The organism is Mucilaginibacter sp. Mucisp73, assembly GCF_059491465.1.
Map to the genome: position 1 here is coordinate 1 of NZ_CP168507.1, position 18,358 is coordinate 18,358.

11 protein-coding genes, 2 tRNA genes and 3 rRNA genes are annotated in these 18,358 nt (G+C 44.5%); 11 read left to right on the forward strand and 5 right to left on the reverse strand.

Features of this window, described 5'->3' with window-relative positions:
• The first annotated feature begins 434 nt into the window (after positions 1-434).
• The 6 genes from ACEN82_RS00005 to ACEN82_RS00030 all read left to right on the forward strand — a co-directional run bounded on the left by ACEN82_RS00005 (position 435) and on the right by ACEN82_RS00030 (position 7,107).
• Positions 435-1,953 (forward strand): 16S ribosomal RNA (locus tag ACEN82_RS00005).
• Positions 1,954-2,165: 212 nt separating this feature from the next.
• A tRNA-Ile gene (locus ACEN82_RS00010) sits at positions 2,166-2,240 on the forward strand.
• Between the two features lie 97 nt (positions 2,241-2,337).
• Positions 2,338-2,410 (forward strand) — tRNA-Ala (locus tag ACEN82_RS00015).
• Positions 2,411-2,689: 279 nt separating this feature from the next.
• Positions 2,690-5,568, forward strand: a 23S ribosomal RNA gene (locus ACEN82_RS00020).
• Positions 5,569-5,766: 198 nt separating this feature from the next.
• Positions 5,767-5,878, forward strand: a 5S ribosomal RNA gene (rrf, locus tag ACEN82_RS00025).
• Together the 16S, 23S and 5S rRNA genes with 2 tRNA genes alongside form the textbook arrangement of a ribosomal RNA operon.
• 401 nt (positions 5,879-6,279) lie before the next feature.
• Positions 6,280-7,107, forward strand: coding sequence for a glycine-rich domain-containing protein (locus tag ACEN82_RS00030; RefSeq protein WP_413322691.1), 828 nt, complete (start codon positions 6,280-6,282; stop codon positions 7,105-7,107).
• Between the two features lie 5 nt (positions 7,108-7,112).
• Here ACEN82_RS00030 and ACEN82_RS00035 read toward each other — a convergent pair whose 3' ends face one another.
• From ACEN82_RS00035 to ACEN82_RS00045, 3 genes are all read right to left on the reverse strand, one after another.
• A complete protein-coding gene (locus tag ACEN82_RS00035; protein WP_413322692.1) occupies positions 7,113-7,415 on the reverse strand; it encodes a hypothetical protein in 303 nt (100 codons plus the stop codon).
• A gap of 4 nt (positions 7,416-7,419) precedes the next feature.
• The gene (locus tag ACEN82_RS00040; protein WP_413322693.1) at positions 7,420-8,136 is read right to left on the reverse strand and encodes a pirin family protein; all 717 of its coding nucleotides are present in this window, start codon (positions 8,134-8,136) and stop codon (positions 7,420-7,422) included.
• Between the two features lie 160 nt (positions 8,137-8,296).
• The gene (locus tag ACEN82_RS00045; protein ID WP_413322694.1) at positions 8,297-8,881 is read right to left on the reverse strand and encodes a Crp/Fnr family transcriptional regulator; all 585 of its coding nucleotides are present in this window, start codon (positions 8,879-8,881) and stop codon (positions 8,297-8,299) included.
• A gap of 284 nt (positions 8,882-9,165) precedes the next feature.
• Between ACEN82_RS00045 and ACEN82_RS00050 the strand changes: the two genes are divergently transcribed.
• The 5 genes from ACEN82_RS00050 to ACEN82_RS00070 are packed head-to-tail and all read left to right on the forward strand — an operon-like array spanning position 9,166 to position 14,533.
• Positions 9,166-10,338: a glycoside hydrolase family 172 protein gene (locus ACEN82_RS00050; protein WP_413322695.1), complete on the forward strand. Its 1,173-nt coding sequence runs from the start codon at positions 9,166-9,168 to the stop codon at positions 10,336-10,338.
• Positions 10,338-11,189: a fumarylacetoacetate hydrolase family protein gene (locus ACEN82_RS00055; RefSeq protein WP_413322696.1), complete on the forward strand. Its 852-nt coding sequence runs from the start codon at positions 10,338-10,340 to the stop codon at positions 11,187-11,189. The genes ACEN82_RS00050 and ACEN82_RS00055 overlap by 1 nt, the downstream gene beginning before the upstream one ends.
• Positions 11,190-11,194: 5 nt before the next feature.
• Positions 11,195-12,412: a DUF6786 family protein gene (locus tag ACEN82_RS00060; protein WP_413322697.1), complete on the forward strand. Its 1,218-nt coding sequence runs from the start codon at positions 11,195-11,197 to the stop codon at positions 12,410-12,412.
• A gap of 32 nt (positions 12,413-12,444) precedes the next feature.
• Positions 12,445-13,725: an L-fucose:H+ symporter permease gene (gene fucP / locus ACEN82_RS00065; RefSeq protein WP_413322698.1), complete on the forward strand. Its 1,281-nt coding sequence runs from the start codon at positions 12,445-12,447 to the stop codon at positions 13,723-13,725.
• A gap of 19 nt (positions 13,726-13,744) precedes the next feature.
• Positions 13,745-14,533: an SDR family oxidoreductase gene (locus ACEN82_RS00070; RefSeq protein WP_413322699.1), complete on the forward strand. Its 789-nt coding sequence runs from the start codon at positions 13,745-13,747 to the stop codon at positions 14,531-14,533.
• A gap of 128 nt (positions 14,534-14,661) precedes the next feature.
• Here the strand turns inward: ACEN82_RS00070 and ACEN82_RS00075 are convergent, their stop codons facing one another.
• Positions 14,662-15,438 carry a GLPGLI family protein gene (locus ACEN82_RS00075; protein WP_413322700.1) on the reverse strand — a complete coding sequence of 259 codons (777 nt, stop codon included), beginning with the start codon at positions 15,436-15,438 and terminating at the stop codon, positions 14,662-14,664.
• 6 nt (positions 15,439-15,444) lie between these two features.
• Positions 15,445-18,246: an outer membrane beta-barrel family protein gene (locus ACEN82_RS00080; protein WP_413322701.1), complete on the reverse strand. Its 2,802-nt coding sequence runs from the start codon at positions 18,244-18,246 to the stop codon at positions 15,445-15,447.
• Positions 18,247-18,358: the final 112 nt, after the last annotated feature.

The following is an 18,358-nucleotide window of genomic DNA, read 5'->3' on the forward strand; positions in this document are numbered from 1 at the left end:
AGCGCTATCAAAACTTTAGAAATAAAAAAATAAAAAAGTTTTGGAAATAAGAAAAGGTTTTCTACCTTTGCAGACCCAAACGGAAGGGTGCTTGAGAGAGCGAAAGAAGTTGAGGCTGAGTGAGTTCGGTCAATAAGAGAAGGAAGAAAGTTAACGATAGTTAATGAGTAAAACAAAAGAGCCGGAAGCGATTTTCGGGGAAATAAACTGACAAGTTGAACCAAGCGAAAGTAAGGTGAAATTATATAGCTGATTCGGATGATGAGGCGAAAAAGTTCTTTTAAGAAATGGAAATCATGTAGCGTAACGGGAGATCAACCAAAGCTAAGGCTGAGGGAGATTGAAGAGTTACAAAAAGAAGAGAGACTGTATAAAGATATATAATACAGATTCTATTAATTAATAATAGGGTCAGTGGTTAAACAAAACATTTTACAATGGAGAGTTTGATCCTACTCAGGATGAACGCTAGCGGCAGGCCTAATACATGCAAGTCGGACGGGATTTGGGAGCTTGCTCCTAATGAGAGTGGCGCACGGGTGCGTAACACGTATGTAACCTACCTTAGTCAGGGGGATAGCCTCTCGAAAGAGAGATTAAGACCGCATAACATATTGAAGTGGCATCGCTTTAATATCAAATATTTATAGGACTAAGATGGGCATGCGCAACATTAGCTAGTTGGTGTGGTAACGGCATACCAAGGCGACGATGTTTAGGGGATCTGAGAGGATGACCCCCCACACTGGTACTGAGACACGGACCAGACTCCTACGGGAGGCAGCAGTAAGGAATATTGGTCAATGGACGGAAGTCTGAACCAGCCATGCCGCGTGCAGGAAGACGGCCCTACGGGTTGTAAACTGCTTTTGCAGGGGAATAAACCTTCTTACGTGTAAGAAGTTGAATGTACCTTGAGAATAAGGATCGGCTAACTCCGTGCCAGCAGCCGCGGTAATACGGAGGATCCAAGCGTTATCCGGATTTATTGGGTTTAAAGGGTGCGTAGGCGGCTTTTTAAGTCAGGGGTGAAAGACGGTAGCTCAACTATCGCAGTGCCCTTGATACTGAAGAGCTTGAATGTACTTGAGGTAGGCGGAATGTGACAAGTAGCGGTGAAATGCATAGATATGTCACAGAACACCAATTGCGAAGGCAGCTTACTAAAGTATGATTGACGCTGAGGCACGAAAGCGTGGGGATCAAACAGGATTAGATACCCTGGTAGTCCACGCCCTAAACGATGAACACTCGATGTTGGCGATATACGGTCAGCGTCTAAGCGAAAGCGTTAAGTGTTCCACCTAGGAGTACGCCCGCAAGGGTGAAACTCAAAGGAATTGACGGGGGCCCGCACAAGCGGAGGAGCATGTGGTTTAATTCGATGATACGCGAGGAACCTTACCCGGGCTTGAAAGTTAGTGAATGTGACAGAGACGTCACAGTTCTTCGGAACACGAAACTAGGTGCTGCATGGCTGTCGTCAGCTCGTGCCGTGAGGTGTTGGGTTAAGTCCCGCAACGAGCGCAACCCCTATGTTTAGTTGCCAGCATTTAAGGTGGGGACTCTAAACAGACTGCCTATGCAAATAGAGAGGAAGGAGGGGACGACGTCAAGTCATCATGGCCCTTACGTCCGGGGCTACACACGTGCTACAATGGATGGTACAGAGGGCAGCTACCTGGCAACAGGATGCCAATCTCTTAAAGCCATTCACAGTTCGGATCGGGGTCTGCAACTCGACCCCGTGAAGTTGGATTCGCTAGTAATCGCGTATCAGCAATGACGCGGTGAATACGTTCCCGGGCCTTGTACACACCGCCCGTCAAGCCATGGAAGCTGGAAGTGCCTGAAGTGCGTAACCGCAAGGAGCGTCCTAGGGTAAAGTCGGTAACTGGGGCTAAGTCGTAACAAGGTAGCCGTACCGGAAGGTGTGGCTGGAATACCTCCTTTCTGGAGCAGTATCTCTGAGTAATTCGGAACTGTTACCTACATGATATTTCTTAAAACACAAACAAAAAGACAAAAGGAAACCCAGAAGATGAAGCCATCTGTGGAATGTGCAAACGAAAGTAAGCACAGGACAAGTGGCAGTAAGCAGTGGCAGCAGCAGTAGGCAGAAAAGTCCTGCAAACTGCAACTGATAACTGCAACTAAAAACAAATAGTCCTGTAGCTCAGCTTGGTTAGAGCACTACACTGATAATGTAGGGGTCAGCAGTTCAAATCTGCTCGGGACTACTGTGCGGCGCAAGCCGCAGGCAAGAAGAGGTTAGAGAATAGAGATTAGGAAAAAGAACTAATCACTGATCAACCAATCTCTGATCGCTCATCTAACGGGGATTAGCTCAGCTGGCTAGAGCACCTGCCTTGCACGCAGGGGGTCAACGGTTCGAATCCGTTATTCTCCACGATGTTAAGCTTAAAGCGCAAAGCCTAAAGCAGAAAGCCTTCAAAAGCTTTTAGCCTTAAGCATTTAGCTTTCAGCTCAACAAAACGTTCTTTGACATATTGGAAGAAGTAATTGAAAACAAGAGAAAACAACAGATAGGAAGTTGTTTGATTGAGAACCAAGATTACAAGAATAAGGAAACAAGATTAATCTTGCTTCCTGACTCCTGAACTCTTGACTCTGTCGAACGACGGACTAAAATAAAGACATACCTTGCGGCGCAAAAGGCGCAAGAGTAGAAGAAAGTAAGAAAGGGTACACGGGGGATGCCTTGGCTCTCAGAGGCGAAGAAGGACGTGATAAGCTGCGATAAGCTGCGGGGATTAGCAAATATGATTTGATCCGCAGATTTCCGAATGGGGAAACCTAGTTATTTGAAGAATAACTGCATAAATGCGCTAACCTGCCGAACTGAAACATCTAAGTAAGCAGAGGAAGAGAAAACAATAGTGATTTCCAGAGTAGTGGCGAGCGAAATGGAAGAAGCCCAAACCTGTTATGTTACGGCATAGCAGGGGTTGTAGGACCACAACATGAATATTAAAGAGAACCGGAACGGGGTGGGAAACCCGGCCATAGAGCATGAGAGCTGCGTACGGGTAATTGATAGTAGGATAGTGGTATCCTGAGTACCGCGAGGTCGGAGACGCCTTGTGGGAATTTGCCGGCACCATCCGGTAAGGCTAAATACTCCTGAGAGACCGATAGTGAACCAGTACCGTGAGGGAAAGGTGAAAAGAACCCCGAACAGGGGAGTGAAATAGAACCTGAAACCGTGTACTTACAAGCGGTCGGAGCTCAAACGGGTGACGGCGTGCCTTTTGCATAATGAGCCTACGAGTTACTCTTCCCTGGCAAGGTTAAGTGTTTAAGACACGGATCCGAAGCGAAAGCGAGTCTGAAAAGGGCGTATAGTCAGGGGAGGTAGACGCGAAACCTTGTGATCTACCCATGGGCAGGTTGAAGGTGCCGTAACAGGTACTGGAGGACCGAACCGATAAACGTTGAAAAGTTTCCGGATGACTTGTGGGTAGGGGTGAAAGGCTAATCAAACTGGGAAATAGCTCGTACTCCCCGAAATGTTTTTAGGAACAGCCTTAGCGGTTGAGTTATAAAGAGGTAGAGCTACTAATTGGGTGCGGGGGAGTCAAATCCTACCAAATCCAGATAAACTCCGAATGCTTTATAATATACGCTGGAGTGAGGCTATGGGTGCTAAGGTCCATGGCCGAGAGGGAAAGAACCCAGACCATCAGCTAAGGTCCCTAAATTATTGCTAAGTTGAACTAACGAGGTCCGATTGCACAGACAGCTAGGATGTTGGCTTGGAAGCAGCCATTCATTTAAAGAGTGCGTAACAGCTCACTAGTCGAGCGATCGGGCATGGATAATAAACGGGCATCAAGCAGTATACCGAAGCTATGGATTCACAGTAATGTGACTGGTAGGGGAGCATTCTATTATCCGGCGAAGCAGGAAGGTAACTGACTGTGGAGGGAATAGAAAAGCAAATGTAGGCATAAGTAACGATAAGGCGGGAGAGAAACCCGCCCACCGAAAGACTAAGGTTTCCTGATCAACGCTAATCGGATCAGGGTTAGTCGGGGCCTAAGGTGAAGCCGACAGGCGTAGCCGATGGACAACTGGTTAATATTCCAGTACTTTTTATTACTGCGATGCGGTGACGGAGTAGTGACACTGACGCGAACTGACGGAATAGTTCGTTAAAGGCTGTAGGTATAGAGTTTGTAGTTAAGTACGCAGACTTTGCTGAAAGCTGATAGTACACCGAATCTTCGGACAAGGTGATAGTTCAGGTAATCAGACTTCCAAGAAAACCCGCTAAGCTTCAGGTAATAAAAACCCGTACCGTAAACCGACACAGGTAGTCGAGGAGAGAATCCTAAGGTGCTCGAGTGAATCATGGCTAAGGAACTCGGCAAAATGGCCCTGTAACTTCGGGAGAAGGGGCGCTGGCAGCAATGTCAGCCGCAGTGAAAAGGCCCAGATGACTGTTTAACAAAAACACATGGCTATGCAAAATCGCAAGATGACGTATATGGCCTGACACCTGCCCGGTGCTGGAAGGTTAAGAGGGGATGTTAGTCGCAAGGCGAAGCATTGAATCGAAGCCCCAGTAAACGGCGGCCGTAACTATAACGGTCCTAAGGTAGCGAAATTCCTTGTCGGGTAAGTTCCGACCTGCACGAATGGTGTAACGATCTGGGCGCTGTCTCAGCCATGAGCTCGGTGAAATTGTGGTATCGGTGAAGACGCCGGTTACCCGCAACGGGACGGAAAGACCCCATGCACCTTCACTATAGCTTAACATTGATATCGGATACAGGATGTGTAGGATAGGTGGGAGACTGTGATCCAGCTTCGCTAGGAGTTGGTTAGTCAACGTTGAAATACCACCCTTTCTGTATTTGGTGTCTAACTCTACAAAGTGGAGAACATTGTTTGGCGGGTAGTTTGACTGGGGTGGTCGCCTCCAAAAAGGTAACGGAGGCTTTCAAAGGTAAGCTCAGTACGCTTGGTAACCGTACGCGGAGTGCAATAGCAAAAGCTTGCTTGACAGTGAGACAGACAAGTCGAGCTGGGTCGAAAGACGGATATAGTGATCCGGTGGTTCTGCATGGAAGGGCCATCGCTCAAAGGATAAAAGGTACGCTGGGGATAACAGGCTGATCTCCCCCAAGAGCTCATATCGACGGGGAGGTTTGGCACCTCGATGTCGGCTCGTCACATCCTGGGGCTGGAGAAGGTCCCAAGGGTTGAGCTGTTCGCTCATTAAAGTGGCACGCGAGCTGGGTTCAGAACGTCGCGAGACAGTTCGGTCCCTATCTGTTGTGGGCGTAGGAAGTTTGAGTGGGGCTGACCTTAGTACGAGAGGACCGGGTTGGACTAACCTCTGGTGAATCTGTTATGCCGCCAGGTGTACTGCAGAGTAGCTACGTTGGGAATAGATAAGCGCTGAAAGCATCTAAGTGCGAAACTAGCCACAAGATGAGACTTCCATTGAGGGTCGTAGGAGACTACTACGTTGATAGGTTACAGGTATAAAGGTGGTGACATCATAGCCGAGTAATACTAATTGCCCGAAGCTTTCTTCAAAGCAGAGATTAGAGGTTAGAGATTAAGAGATTAGTCGCTGCCTCTAATCCAAGACAAACAGATAAACAACAAAAGCTGTTGTTTTCTCTTAAGTTCAAGTACTTCTTTCAATAATTGTCTTAGATATGAGACAACAGATATGAGACATGAGATAAAAATCTCAATACTCAAGTCTAACATCTCAAATCTATAAAATATTCAGGTGCCTATATCGGCGGTGTCTACCTCTTCCCATTCCGAACAGAGAAGTCAAGCCCGCCAGAGCCGATGGTACTGCGGTAAAACGTGGGAGAGTAGGTCGGTGCCACCCTTTATCACTTGCAATAGTGCAATAATCGCAAAAGCCTTAGCTAATACCTAAGGCTTTTTTGCGTTTAATGGACTTTGAAGAATCCTTCATTTCAATCAAAAACCACTCATCATTCCCCAATCAACCACTCACCTCAAACCCGCGTTAGGGATAGGAGCGGATACCGGCCTGGGGCTAATGCCCGTGCAGTATGAGCGAATAGCCCGGCCGCAGGCAACGCCCCCAATAAATCATTGTTGTATTTAACTGACATTGGCCCGCTCAGTTGCCGCGGGTTGGCTTTGTTCTTTTTCTTAACAAAATGAACAAAGTCCGAGCGATAACAAGATAACGAACACTATCACCAATAAACATTTCATTACCATATTATTTTGCTATTTTTAGAGTATATACCTAAACATATGCTTACAGCAGAACAAGCCGCGCTTTGGCAAAAGATCCTGGATTTTCAATTGGATGATCCTGAAGCTGCTTTCAAATTTTCCGAACGCCTGGCGCGCGAGAATGGATGGAACTTAGTTTATACCCGTAGGGTGATTGCTGAATACAAACGTTTTATTTTTCTTTGTTGTATCTCCGAACATGGTGCAACACCTTCCGATGCTATTGATCAGGCCTGGCACCTGCATTTAACTTTTACCCGGTCATATTGGATAGATCTTTGCCGTGACACACTCGGAAGGGAGATCCATCATAATCCTACTAAAGGTGGAAATAGCGAAGCAGTAAAGTATGACACGTTTTATACTGATACCGGCCAATTATATTTTAACTGTTTTAACGAACAGTCGCCTGCTGATATTTGGCCTGGAAACGAAGTCCGCTTTAAAGAGATTAATTTTCAACGAGTGAATCTGGATAAATACTGGCTTATCCGTAAACCTCGACGAATTAAAGTATTGTTGCTGATGGGGATGTTGATCCTTGTTTCATGGATATGCATACAGGCCTCAGATAATGATATTTTTATGTTAATTTTCCTGGTACTGTTTGTTGGTGTTACCATATTAAGTTATCATAGTGAAGGGCGCAATGATGATAAACGGGATCGTGACGGTAATGGTGGTGGGACTGGTTGTAGTACCGTCGGCTGCGGAGCTGATGGTGGTTTCGATCCGGGCCATCACGGACATTCTGGTCATGGGTGCCATAGCGGCGGGGGCAGTGGATGTGGAAGCGGTTGCTCAGGGTGCTCTGCTTCAGGATGTAGTGGTTGCAGCAGCCATTAAGTTAATCAGCTACCTAATGCCTCAAAAATCTCAGCCGAGAGCAATCCGCTTCCACCTCCAAAATGTTGTACGATCTTAATTTCTGGTTTTTCATTACAGAAATATTCGTTCAGTTTAACTTCCGATATCTCATCAACCCCTCCACCTAATAACACCACTTTAAAGTCTTGCGTAGGGAACGCAGCAATGGCTTCCTCATCGCTGAGGCAGCCAGTTGCGTTCCAGTCAGGATTATTGTTTACTAATCTCACTACTGTGGCTAATATTTCTGGATGCCGGCCAATTACCAGTATCTGTGTCTTTTCCATGATCTTAAAATTTCATCGGTACATCAATCAACAAAAACTCAGAATCTGTACCTGCTTCAACGGTAAATTTGTCGGTATCCCAAATACCCAAAGCATCGCGGCTATTTAAAGTTTCGCCATTAATAATCACTTCGCCGCTTAACACAAACGCATAAACGCCGTTGCCCTCTTTCTTGAGGTTATATTCGGTACTAACCCCTTTGTCAAATTTGCCTAAATGAAACCACGCATCCTGATGGATCCATACACCGGCATCATCCGGATTGGGAGATAATACCTGCTGTAATTTATTATGACGGTCTTCAAGATTTAATGAAATCTGATCATAACGTGGTTCAACGTTCCGTTTGTTAGGGTAAATCCAGATTTGAAGAAACTTAACTTCGCTGGTACGGTCAAAATTATATTCGCTGTGAAAAATTCCGGTACCGGCACTCATCGCCTGGATATCTCCGTTTTTGATAACAGCTACATTGTTCATGCTGTCCTTATGCTCGAGGTCGCCTTCCAGCGGAATGGAAATGATCTCCATGTTATCATGCGGGTGTTTGCCGAAACCCATACCCGGATCAACGGTATCATCGTTCAACACCCTCAAAGCGCCAAAGTTCATCCGTTGAGGATTGTAATAACCAGCAAAACTAAATGATTGGTAGCTGTGTAACCATCCGTGATCTGCATGGCCGCGGGTGTTGGCTTTATGTAAAATGGTCTGTGCCATGGTGTGTTTCCTTTAAATTGTAATACAAAGTTAAAGGGTCGCTGGTTGGCGGCACTTGATGTAGGTTAAGAAATTAACCTCACCCCGGCCCTCTCCAAAGGAGAGGGAGCATGATCTTGCTTTTAAAGTCCTCTCCTTTGGAGAGGATTTAGGTGAGGTTCTACTTCTTCCTCACCATTTCGCTTTTCATCCGGCTAAAAAACTCGGGGGTTACACCTATATAGGAGGCTATTTGTTTTTGTGGGAGATGATCTATCAGTGTAGGGTAGCGTTTGCAAAAATTATAATAACGGTCTTCGGCGGTAAGGCTCAGACTATCTATAAGACGCTGCTGACTGGCTACCAGTGAGTTTTCGGTCAGGATCCTGAAAAAGTGCTCAAACTTAGGTATCTGTATATATAATTTTTCCTGGTTGGCTTTTGATAGCAGCAGCACATCGGTATCTTCTAAAGCTTCGATATTTTGTATGCCTGGTTTCTGCGAAATGAGGCTATACATATCTGCTATCCACCAATCGGCAGGGGCAAAACTTAATACGTGTTCAATGCCACTTTTATCTACGGTATAGCCTCTTAAACAACCGGCCGTTACAAAAGCCGAATACTTGCATACTTCACCATAAGTAAGCAAAAACTGTTTACGTTTTATTTTTTTAGGCTGTAAATAAGCCGTAAAAATTTCCTGTTCTTCGCGGGTTAAGTGGATGTGTTTTTCGAGATTGTTAAGTATCAGATCAAACGGCATATGCAAAAATGTGGTTTATTTAGCTTATTTATCGAAGAATGGACAATTAATCTATCCTGTTTTTTACAGGTACAGGGCATTATTTAATAATTTTTAAATTAGCTTTATCAACTGTAGTTAAGCCATGCCAAAATATGCGCATGTTATGCTTATAAAGCGGTATGGATAGCAAAAAATTATCAATATGATTGTGAATGGCTTTTTAACCAAGGCCTGAAGCATAAACAAATAAACCTGGAGCGCATTACCAATTACTGCGTTAATTGATTTTAAAGATAAGTTTTATGGTGAAAAATTATTTTTTAACGATCTGCCTGTGTGTTATTGTTGCTTCGTTTGTTGATGCGCAGCAAAAATTTAACGGTCTTGATGTTGGGCTCGGCAACCTTTATCGTACATCTGATGCCAAAACAAGATCTATCAGTCCGGAAAATTTTACCGGCGAAAAAGGTAAAGGTGGTATGGCCACAACAGGTACAGGCGCTAACGCATCCCGCGACTTAGGCCAGACTTGGAAGGTAAGCCCAAGCGTTGTCATCAAAAAACATACAACTTTTACCGTTGCCGAAATTAACGGATCGGGCGCTATTCAGCACATTTGGATGACCCCTACCGGTAACTGGCGCTATTCCATAATCCGTTTTTATTGGGATGATGAAACCGCCCCTTCGGTAGAAGTGCCCGTGGGCGACTTTTTTTGCATGGGTTGGGGTAAATATGCGCTGGTAAGTTCTCTTGCCGTTGCAGTAAACCCCGGTAGCGCATTCAATTGTTACTGGCCAATGCCGTTCCGAAAAAAATGCCGCATTACTATGGAAAATATCGACGATGCGGACATGGTGTTATATTACCAGGTTGATTATACCCTGACCGATGTCCCCGAGGATGCAGGTTATTTCCATGCGCAATTTCGCAGGGTAAACCCGCTGCCTTATAAAAAAGATTTTGTTTTGGTGGATAGCATTAAAGGCAAAGGGCAATACGTAGGTACTTACATCGCTTATGGCTCAAATAAAAATGGCTGGTGGGGCGAAGGTGAGATCAAGTTTTTTATGGATGGCGATACCAAATTCCCTACCATAAACGGTACTGGCACGGAAGATTATTTCTGCGGATCATATGATTTTGATACCCGCCACAAGGATGCTGATGGTAAAGAGAAACCCGGAACGGAATACACCGAATTTTGCAACCCCTACAGCGGCTTGCCGCAGGTAATCCGCGGCGATGGGCACTATGAAATTGCACAGCGTTTTGGCATGTACCGCTGGCATATCGTTGATCCAATCCGCTTTGAAAAAAGTTTGAAAGTTACCATACAGGCATTGGGCTGGCGGCATGATGGCCGTTACATGCCCTTGCAGGACGATATCGCTTCAACCGTGTTTTGGTATCAAACCGGCGAACATGGCCCTTTCCCTAAACTCCCCTCAAAAGACGAACTGGAAGTAAACTAATGAAACTATATAAACTTGCCAAGGGCAGCCTATTGCAACATAACGGTTCATCATATATTATTGATGATGAATGGGATAAACTCATCAACAGGGATGCTTTAGCCGCTTACCTGAAATCGATCACTGCCGACACTACGGCTTTAAGCGCCGAGGTGGAGAATGAATATCTAAACGGCAAAATATTGCCGCCAATTGGTACCCAGGAAGTGTGGGCCGCCGGCGTAACTTATTTACGTAGCCGTGATGCCCGCATGGAGGAATCAGAAACCGGCGCGAGTTTGTATGATAAGGTTTATGACGCACCCCGGCCTGAGCTTTTTTTCAAAGCCCTTGCTCACCGGGTATCCGGGCATAACGGCGAGGTTTACATCCGCAAAGACTCGGAGTGGGATGTGCCAGAGCCTGAACTTACGCTATTTGTGAATAGCAATGGTAATATCCAGGGATATACCATTGGCAATGATATGAGCTCCCGGAGTATCGAGGGCGAAAATGCTTTGTACCTTCCGCAGGCTAAAGTATATGAAAAAAGCGCCGCTCTTGGGCCTTGTTTATATGTTACCTCGTCGCCCATTCCCGGCGAAATGGTGATCAGCATGAATATTAAGCGTGATGGCGAGTTGGTTTTTGAAGATGAAACAACAGTATCGCGGATCAAACGCTCTTTTACAGAACTTACCGGTTATTTGTACAGCGAATGTGATTTTCCTAACGGATGCTTTTTAATGACGGGCACCTGCCTGGTGCCGCCGCCAAGTTTTACTTTGCAAGCCGGCGACGTTGTGGAGATCAGTATTGACCATATCGGCACAATGGTGAATGTGATTGGCTTAAATCCTAAACATAAATAAGCGGTATGGTGCAACTTTTAAAAAAGTCATCATTAGTTTTGCTGTTTGCCGCTTCGGTGTCGTGTACCATACGCAACCCTCAACTACCTATGAAAGGAACTTTTGGATCAGATCTTGATTTTTTAAAAGCAAAGGATAGTGTTATCGTTTTAAAAGATGACAGCGGTTTGGGTCAGGTGATCGTATCGCCAAAATACCAGGCAAAGGTTTTCACCTCAACTGCCGATGGCTTAAACGGCAGAAGTTTCGGATGGATCAAATATGAAACGTTCGACCAGAATCAGCCCGACCCGCATATGAATGCCTTTGGCGGCGAAGATCGCCTGTGGCTTGGGCCGGAAGGCGGGCAATTCTCGCTTTTCTTTAAGCCGGGCACCAAAATGGAGTTTGCCAATTGGCATACGCCGGCTGCTGTTGATAATGAAAGCTGGGAACTCATTTCAGCTTCGGATAAAAAGGTATCGATGAGCAAAAGCACGCATCTGCAAAATTATGCCGGCACCGGATTATCAATAAAGCTGGAGCGGGATGTGGAGATCATGGAGCCAAAAGCAATTCAGCAAGTATTAAGTATTGATGCGGATACAGCTGTAAAAACAGTTGGTTTTAATACTGTAAATTCCCTCATTAATGTAGGAGATAAAGCTTGGGATAAAGCTACAGGCGCACCTTGTTTGTGGAATTTAGATATGTTTACCCCTTCGCCCAAAGTGGTGATTGTAGTTCCCTATAATGAAAATGCGAAAGGGAAAGTAGCCACTACCAATTATTTCGGCGAGATTCCGAAGGATAGGATAACTTATAAAAGCGGCATTCTGCTGTTTAAGGCCGATGGCAAAAGTCGCGGTAAACTGGGCATCCCGCCAAACCGGGCAAAAAATATGGCTGGCAGTTACGATGCCGAGAACGATGTTTTAACCATAACCATGTTTGATGTGGATAGTACAGCATCCTACCTAAACCAGGAATGGAAAACAGATACTGCGCCTTACAGCGGCGACGCGGTAAATGCTTATAACGATGGCCCACTGGCCAATGGTAAACAAATGGGGCCTTTTTATGAGATAGAAAGCGTATCACTCGCCGCGTTCCTGAAGCCGGGCGAAAAGCTTACACATAAACATAGTGTATTCCATTTCACCGGTAATAAAGCCGCATTAAATAAAATAGCATTAAAAACGCTGGGGATTTCACTGGATGATATTTCAGCAACATTTAAATAACAGATCAATATACAACCAACCAATAAACACTAATGTCAAAAAACAACGCCCTGTTCGCAGTAGCATTAATTACCTCCCTGTTCTTTATCTGGGGATTTGCGCTCAATCTTAATCCGATACTAATTCCGCACTTAAAAAAAGCCTGTCAGCTTAATGACCTGCAATCCTCACTGATCGATTCGGCATCCTATATTGCCTATTTTATATTACCCATTCCGGCCGCGCAGTTCATGAAAAAATATGGCTACAAGGGTGGGATCATCTTAGGTTTGATACTTTTTTCAACAGGAGCATTCCTGTTTTTCCCTGCTGCGGCGGTACGCAACTACGCGTTCTTTTTAGCAGCGTTATTCATTGTATTTTCGGGAGCGGCCTTTTTGGAAACAGCCGCTAATCCTTACATAACGGTATTAGGAGATCCGGCTGGTGCTGAAAGAAGGATCAACTTTTCGCAATCTTTCAACGGATTGGCTGCTACACTGGCACCGCTCATTGGCGGTAAATATATTTTATCGGGCAAGGTTTTGACAGATGCCGAATCAAGCAAAATGTCACCCGAACAATTGAATGAGTACCTTAACCATGAAGCTTCATCGGTTCAATTGCCATTTTTGGTAATTGGCGTAGCAGTGCTTGTGGTAGCTTTTTTAATTTACCGCACACACTTCCCGCCAATTGTTGAAGAAACCAGCGAGGACGCAATCAATGATAACAGGCCGTTGGGCACCCGCATAGCCGAGTTGTTAAGAATAAAAAGCCTGAGGGCTGGGATCTTTGCCGAGTTTCTATACGTAGGTGCACAAGCCGGTGTAAGCAGCTTTTTTATCCGCTTTTCTGAAAAAGTTGCCGGGTTTGCCGAAAAGCCGGCTTCTTATTATTTAACCATTGCTTCGGCCGGATTTATGGCCGGCAGGTTTATAGGCACTTTGCTGATGCGTTATTTTAGTCCGGTAAAGCTCCTCATCACTTATGCCATTATTAATATTTTCCTGATTGCTATGGCCGTTACATTACATGGCGCGTTTGCGGTTTATGCGTTAATGTGTGTTTGGTTTTTCATGTCTATCATGTTCCCTACCATATTTTCATTAAGTATCCGCGGACTTGGCGCTAAAACCAAATTAGGTTCGTCGCTGGTAATTATGGGTATTGTAGGCGGCGCTATCTTTCCGGTAATCATGGGCAGGGTATCTGATGCAACACATAGCATCCAATGGGCTTATGTTGTGCCCGGTATTTGCTTTTTTGGCATCCTGATCTTTGCCATCAATAATCATAAAGTTAAGAAGCTGGTAATGGCCGGCAGTCACTAATATATCTATTATAAATAAAATGAATTTACAACTTACAGATAAGGTAATTATAGTTACCGGAGGTGCCAAGGGTATAGGCGAGGGCATAGTGAAGGTGTTGGCTTCTGAAGGCGCTATTCCGGTTATAATAGGCCGCGGAGAGGGAGATAACCTGAAAACGGTTGAAGCTGTAGAAGCAGCGGGGCATAAGGCATACCAGGTAGTGGCCGAACTTACTGATCCTAAAGCATGTGAAAATGCTGTGAATAAAGTAATAGCGCAATTTGGCCGTATCGACGGATTGGTGAACAATGCTGGTGTAAACGACGGCGTTGGTTTAGAGAGCGGCGACTACGAGGGGTTCATGGCATCGTTGCATAAGAACGTGGTGCATTATTACCTGATGGCGCATCACGCCTTGCCCGAACTAAAAAAATCAAAAGGAGCCATCCTCAACATTACTTCGAAAACTGCTGATACCGGCCAGGGGAATACCTCGGGCTATGCGGCATCAAATGGTGGCCGTAACGCGCTTACCCGCGAGTGGGCGGTTGAACTGTTAAAATATGGCATCCGTGTTAACGCACTGGTAGTAGCCGAATGCTGGACACCGCTTTACGCTAATTGGATCAAGACCCTGCCCGATCCTCAGGCAAAGCTGAAAGAGATCGAAGCAAAGATTCCATTAGGCAACCGGATGACCACTGCTGAAGAAATTGCCAATACCGTTGCATTTTTATTGTCGCCGGTATCAAGCCATACCACCGGGCAGTTAATTTATGTTGATGGTGGATATGTGCATTTGGACAGGGCGCTGGCTAATGCGTAGGGATTAATTTATTATAAAATCGTCATTGCGAGGTACGAAGCAATCCCCAACTTACAGAGCCGCTCTGTATAGCTCGCGATTGCTTCGTACCTCGCAATGACGTTTTATTAATATGAAATAGTTTATCCTTACAACGAAAACCCCTTCAAATACTCTTTTCCCTCCGTACCCCAATCTTTCATGGCATTTTGCAATATGGTCATGAAGCTTTTGTTCGTGGCTGCTTTGCCTTTTTTAGGTGCTGTTAATGATTTTTCGTCAATAGGTTGTTCTGTAACTTTAGTGGCAAACCAGGTTACGTTTTCGTGCGGGAGAGCTACGCCTAATATCATCCCCGGCAAGCCATTAAATGATTCGGGACCGCCCGAAACAGGGATTTCTTCGGTATAAAAGGCTACTACATAAATCGAATCAAGAATCAGGCCGTTGGCCCGGCGACAAGGGTATCCGGCAATTTCCCGGGTTTCGCCGGTAAGTTTCCATTTGATATGACGGGTGGTATCTTTCACTAAAAAGGTTTCTTCAAATACACTTTTTTGGCTCGTGCTCATGCCGGTATTAAAATCAGAAAATATGGTGCTGTTTTGAGCCGTCATCATCGGCTCACTCCAGTAACCGGCTGTTGGTGTTTCTGGTTCAATAGGTGTAAACAGCGTTTGGTTGTTGCCAAATTTCAGCGTGCTTTTTAATACCTTAAACTGGGGCTTGGTTTTTTTATATTGTTCATACCTGGGCTGGTACCACATTTCGTTATCTTTATTAATGGCTTTTTGCAGCATAGCCCATACATTTGAGGTTTTGTTATACTCAATGGTACCGTGAAAGGTAAAGTGTTTATTGCCTTGCGCAAATAACATGTTTGCGCTAAATATCAGTATGATTGTTAAGGTTAAAATCTTTTTCATGATAAGTTATTTTTTAGGTGCGCCGCCTCCAACTTTGTTAAAATCCCAGGTAAGGGAAAACATAAAATATCTTCTGATGGTAGTATAACGCTCCTGGGTAAGCACATTGGCCGATCCGGTGCGGTTATAGCCGGTATTTTGGTTTAACAGATCATTACCCGAAATGGTAGCTTTCAAGGCATCTTTCATGAATGTCCTCGATATGTTTGCATTTAGCAGGAACCTTCTGAAATCCTGTGGGAATGATTTTGTCGGTGCATTATAAGTATAGTTTCCGTCCGAGCCGATTTGGAATTTGCCGGGAAGGTAGACATTAAACCCTCCGTTGGCGTTAAATCCGCGACCATTATTATTCAGCACTGTATTCAGCGATGAAGAGTTAATAGTATAAGTAGGCCCTGCCGAAATCCAGGCGTCATATTTCTTTTCCTTGTATTTAGATAGCCTGATGCTGCCCGAATAGCTGTACGATTTGGTTTCGTTTAGTACATTGTTTGACAGATTGTAATAAGTATTGCCGTTGCCATAAATTTCAAGCCCGGCGTTGATACCTATGCCAGGAACTTTCCTTTCAAAATAGCTATTCACCCAAAAGTTGCTGGTTGATTTGTTTTTTAGGTTTGATGATTGGTAAGTGCTGATACCGGTTGTAGTATCGCGCATTACGTTACTTACAATAGGGTTACTGGTAGTTGAATATGATCCGCTGATCCAGATATACTGGTTGCTGATCACCTTGTATGAGTTGTAACTGATATTATACCTGTTCGTAAACGATGGCTTTAATCCGGAGTTACCAACCTGTATATTCAGCGGATCGGTATTTACACGCACCGGCTGGATCTGGTCGATATTAGGCTGCGTGGTGTTACCATTGTAACTCAGCCTCAAGCTTGACTGTTTGGTGAATTTATATTGAAAAGATGCCTGAGGGTACCAGTTAGTGAAATTGCGTACGAGGTCAGAGAACCGCCCGAATTCATCAACCTGTTTAAACCTTACACCAGCTACTTTAGTGCCTATATTAAACGAGTATTTTTGTTTTTGCAGGTTAAATACAGCGCCTCCCTGGTTTGAAAGCTGGTTCAGTTTGTAGTCGCTGCTGTAAATACTGTCGAGCATGCTGTAAGGCCCCGCGCTTGCATTCTTGTTAAAGGTACGCCTGTCGGCTGTTGAGTTATTTACAGCTAAAGCATAGCTAACGGCAAGGGTGAAATCTTTTGCTAATGGCTCGGTATAGGTAATGTTTGTATTGATGTTGGTGCTTTTGGTTTTATTTACTTTGTATTGATCTATCGTGTCTTTCCTTACATAAGTCCCAACTGAATCATAAAACTGTGTATTAGATTTTAAGAAGCCTTTGGAGTCACTTTCATTGTAAGCAGTTCTGAAGTTTACCGAAAGTGTGCGGCTTTTTTTCTTGAATTTTTTGGTATAGAAAGCGTTTGCATTAAACACCTTACCGTCAACATTGGCACTGTTTTCACGATCATTACTGTTGATAAGGCTGCCATCCAAACGGCGGGTTTGTGTAGCAAAATTGCTCCTGGTATTGCTGTTTTTTAAGGTTCCGTCAGCGGTGATCTTCAGGTTTTGCATCGAGTCGAGCTTTACCTGGTAATTTACATCCAGCTTTTGGCGGAACATGTAATTGTGATTGTTTTGGTCGCTATTGGTGTTTGATATGTTACCCGGGAAGTTATTTTGCTGCTGGGTGTTCTTGGTGCCATCAACGGTAAGTGAACCTATTTTATAGTTTGTGTTAATAGATTCCTTATCATTGTTCCATTTCGTGTCATAATGTGCGCCACCGGTGCGGGCTACAGGTTTACCTTCGCCATTATACCTGCCGTCAAAACTATCCAAATCGTCACCGCCTCCTCCGAAAATATAGATGCCGCCATCGTCGCCAAACTCCATATTGCCGCCACCGCCATATTTGTTATTATCTTCCCAGCCTAAACCTGTTTTGCCGGTGTTGCCGAGGGTACCATAAAGTGAAAATTTTTGTTTTCCTTTAAAACGGTTAAATAAGGCCTGACCCTGGTAATAGCCTTCGGTACCTATACCGCCGTCAAGTTTACCAAAGTAACCGTTCTTTTTATCTTCTTTAAGTTTAATGTTGATGGTTTTATCCTTTACGCCATCATCGATGCCCGTAAAGGCAGCCTGATCGCTCGTCTTATCATAAAGCTGTACTTTATCTACCATATCGGCGCGCAGGTTTTTGGTAACCAGGGTAGGGTCATCGCCAAAAAACTCTTCGCCATCAACCAACACTTTTTTTACCGTTTGGCCTTGTGCCGTGATCTTGCCGTCTTTATCCACCTCAATACCTGGCAGCTGTTTCAGGAGGTCTTCAACTTTTGAGTTAGGCTGGATATTGTAGGCTGCAGGATTAAACTCGGTGGTATCGCCTTTAATTTTAATGGCTGCCGCTTTTCCTTTTACAATTACTTCCTGTAAAAGACGCTCTTTAAGCAGCATGCTGATGCGGCCGAAATTCTGCGTGGTATGCGCCGAATCTAACGTAAAACGTTCTACAAAATCAGCATAACCGGGGTAGGTTGCCAGTACAATGTACTTGCCCTTGCTTAAATTGTTAATGGTAAAAGTACCGTCATCCTTAACGCGCGTAAATTTTTGCAGGATAGAATCTTTAGCAGTTATAACGCTAATGCTTGCGTTGGCTAATTTAGAATTAGAAACGGTATCGGCTATCGTTCCTTTAATGCTGTAATTGGTTTGGGCTGATAAATTTACTGCGCCCATGAGAAATAGCAGTAATCCAATAATTGTGATTTTCATAAGGTTGATTATGAAAGCCAAAATATAACTAAATAGTTAGTTGTGCAAGGGGTTTAACATTTTATACTGTAGATTTAACATTTCATCGCCAAAATTTAACATTTAGTCGTGG

What these genes read in the sequence shown, in the direction of transcription:
- ACEN82_RS00075 (WP_413322700.1), bottom strand. Translation starts at nt 15,438, where the DNA reads ATGAAAAAGATTTTAACCTTAACAATCATACTGATATTTAGCGCAAAC.
- ACEN82_RS00060 (WP_413322697.1), top strand. Translation starts at nt 11,195, where the DNA reads ATGGTGCAACTTTTAAAAAAGTCATCATTAGTTTTGCTGTTTGCCGCT.
- ACEN82_RS00045 (WP_413322694.1), bottom strand. Translation starts at nt 8,881, where the DNA reads ATGCCGTTTGATCTGATACTTAACAATCTCGAAAAACACATCCACTTA.
- fucP (WP_413322698.1), top strand. Translation starts at nt 12,445, where the DNA reads ATGTCAAAAAACAACGCCCTGTTCGCAGTAGCATTAATTACCTCCCTG.
- ACEN82_RS00035 (WP_413322692.1), bottom strand. Translation starts at nt 7,415, where the DNA reads ATGGAAAAGACACAGATACTGGTAATTGGCCGGCATCCAGAAATATTA.
- ACEN82_RS00030 (WP_413322691.1), top strand. Translation starts at nt 6,280, where the DNA reads ATGCTTACAGCAGAACAAGCCGCGCTTTGGCAAAAGATCCTGGATTTT.
- ACEN82_RS00050 (WP_413322695.1), top strand. Translation starts at nt 9,166, where the DNA reads ATGGTGAAAAATTATTTTTTAACGATCTGCCTGTGTGTTATTGTTGCT.
- ACEN82_RS00080 (WP_413322701.1), bottom strand. Translation starts at nt 18,246, where the DNA reads ATGAAAATCACAATTATTGGATTACTGCTATTTCTCATGGGCGCAGTA.
- ACEN82_RS00070 (WP_413322699.1), top strand. Translation starts at nt 13,745, where the DNA reads ATGAATTTACAACTTACAGATAAGGTAATTATAGTTACCGGAGGTGCC.
- ACEN82_RS00055 (WP_413322696.1), top strand. Translation starts at nt 10,338, where the DNA reads ATGAAACTATATAAACTTGCCAAGGGCAGCCTATTGCAACATAACGGT.
- ACEN82_RS00040 (WP_413322693.1), bottom strand. Translation starts at nt 8,136, where the DNA reads ATGGCACAGACCATTTTACATAAAGCCAACACCCGCGGCCATGCAGAT.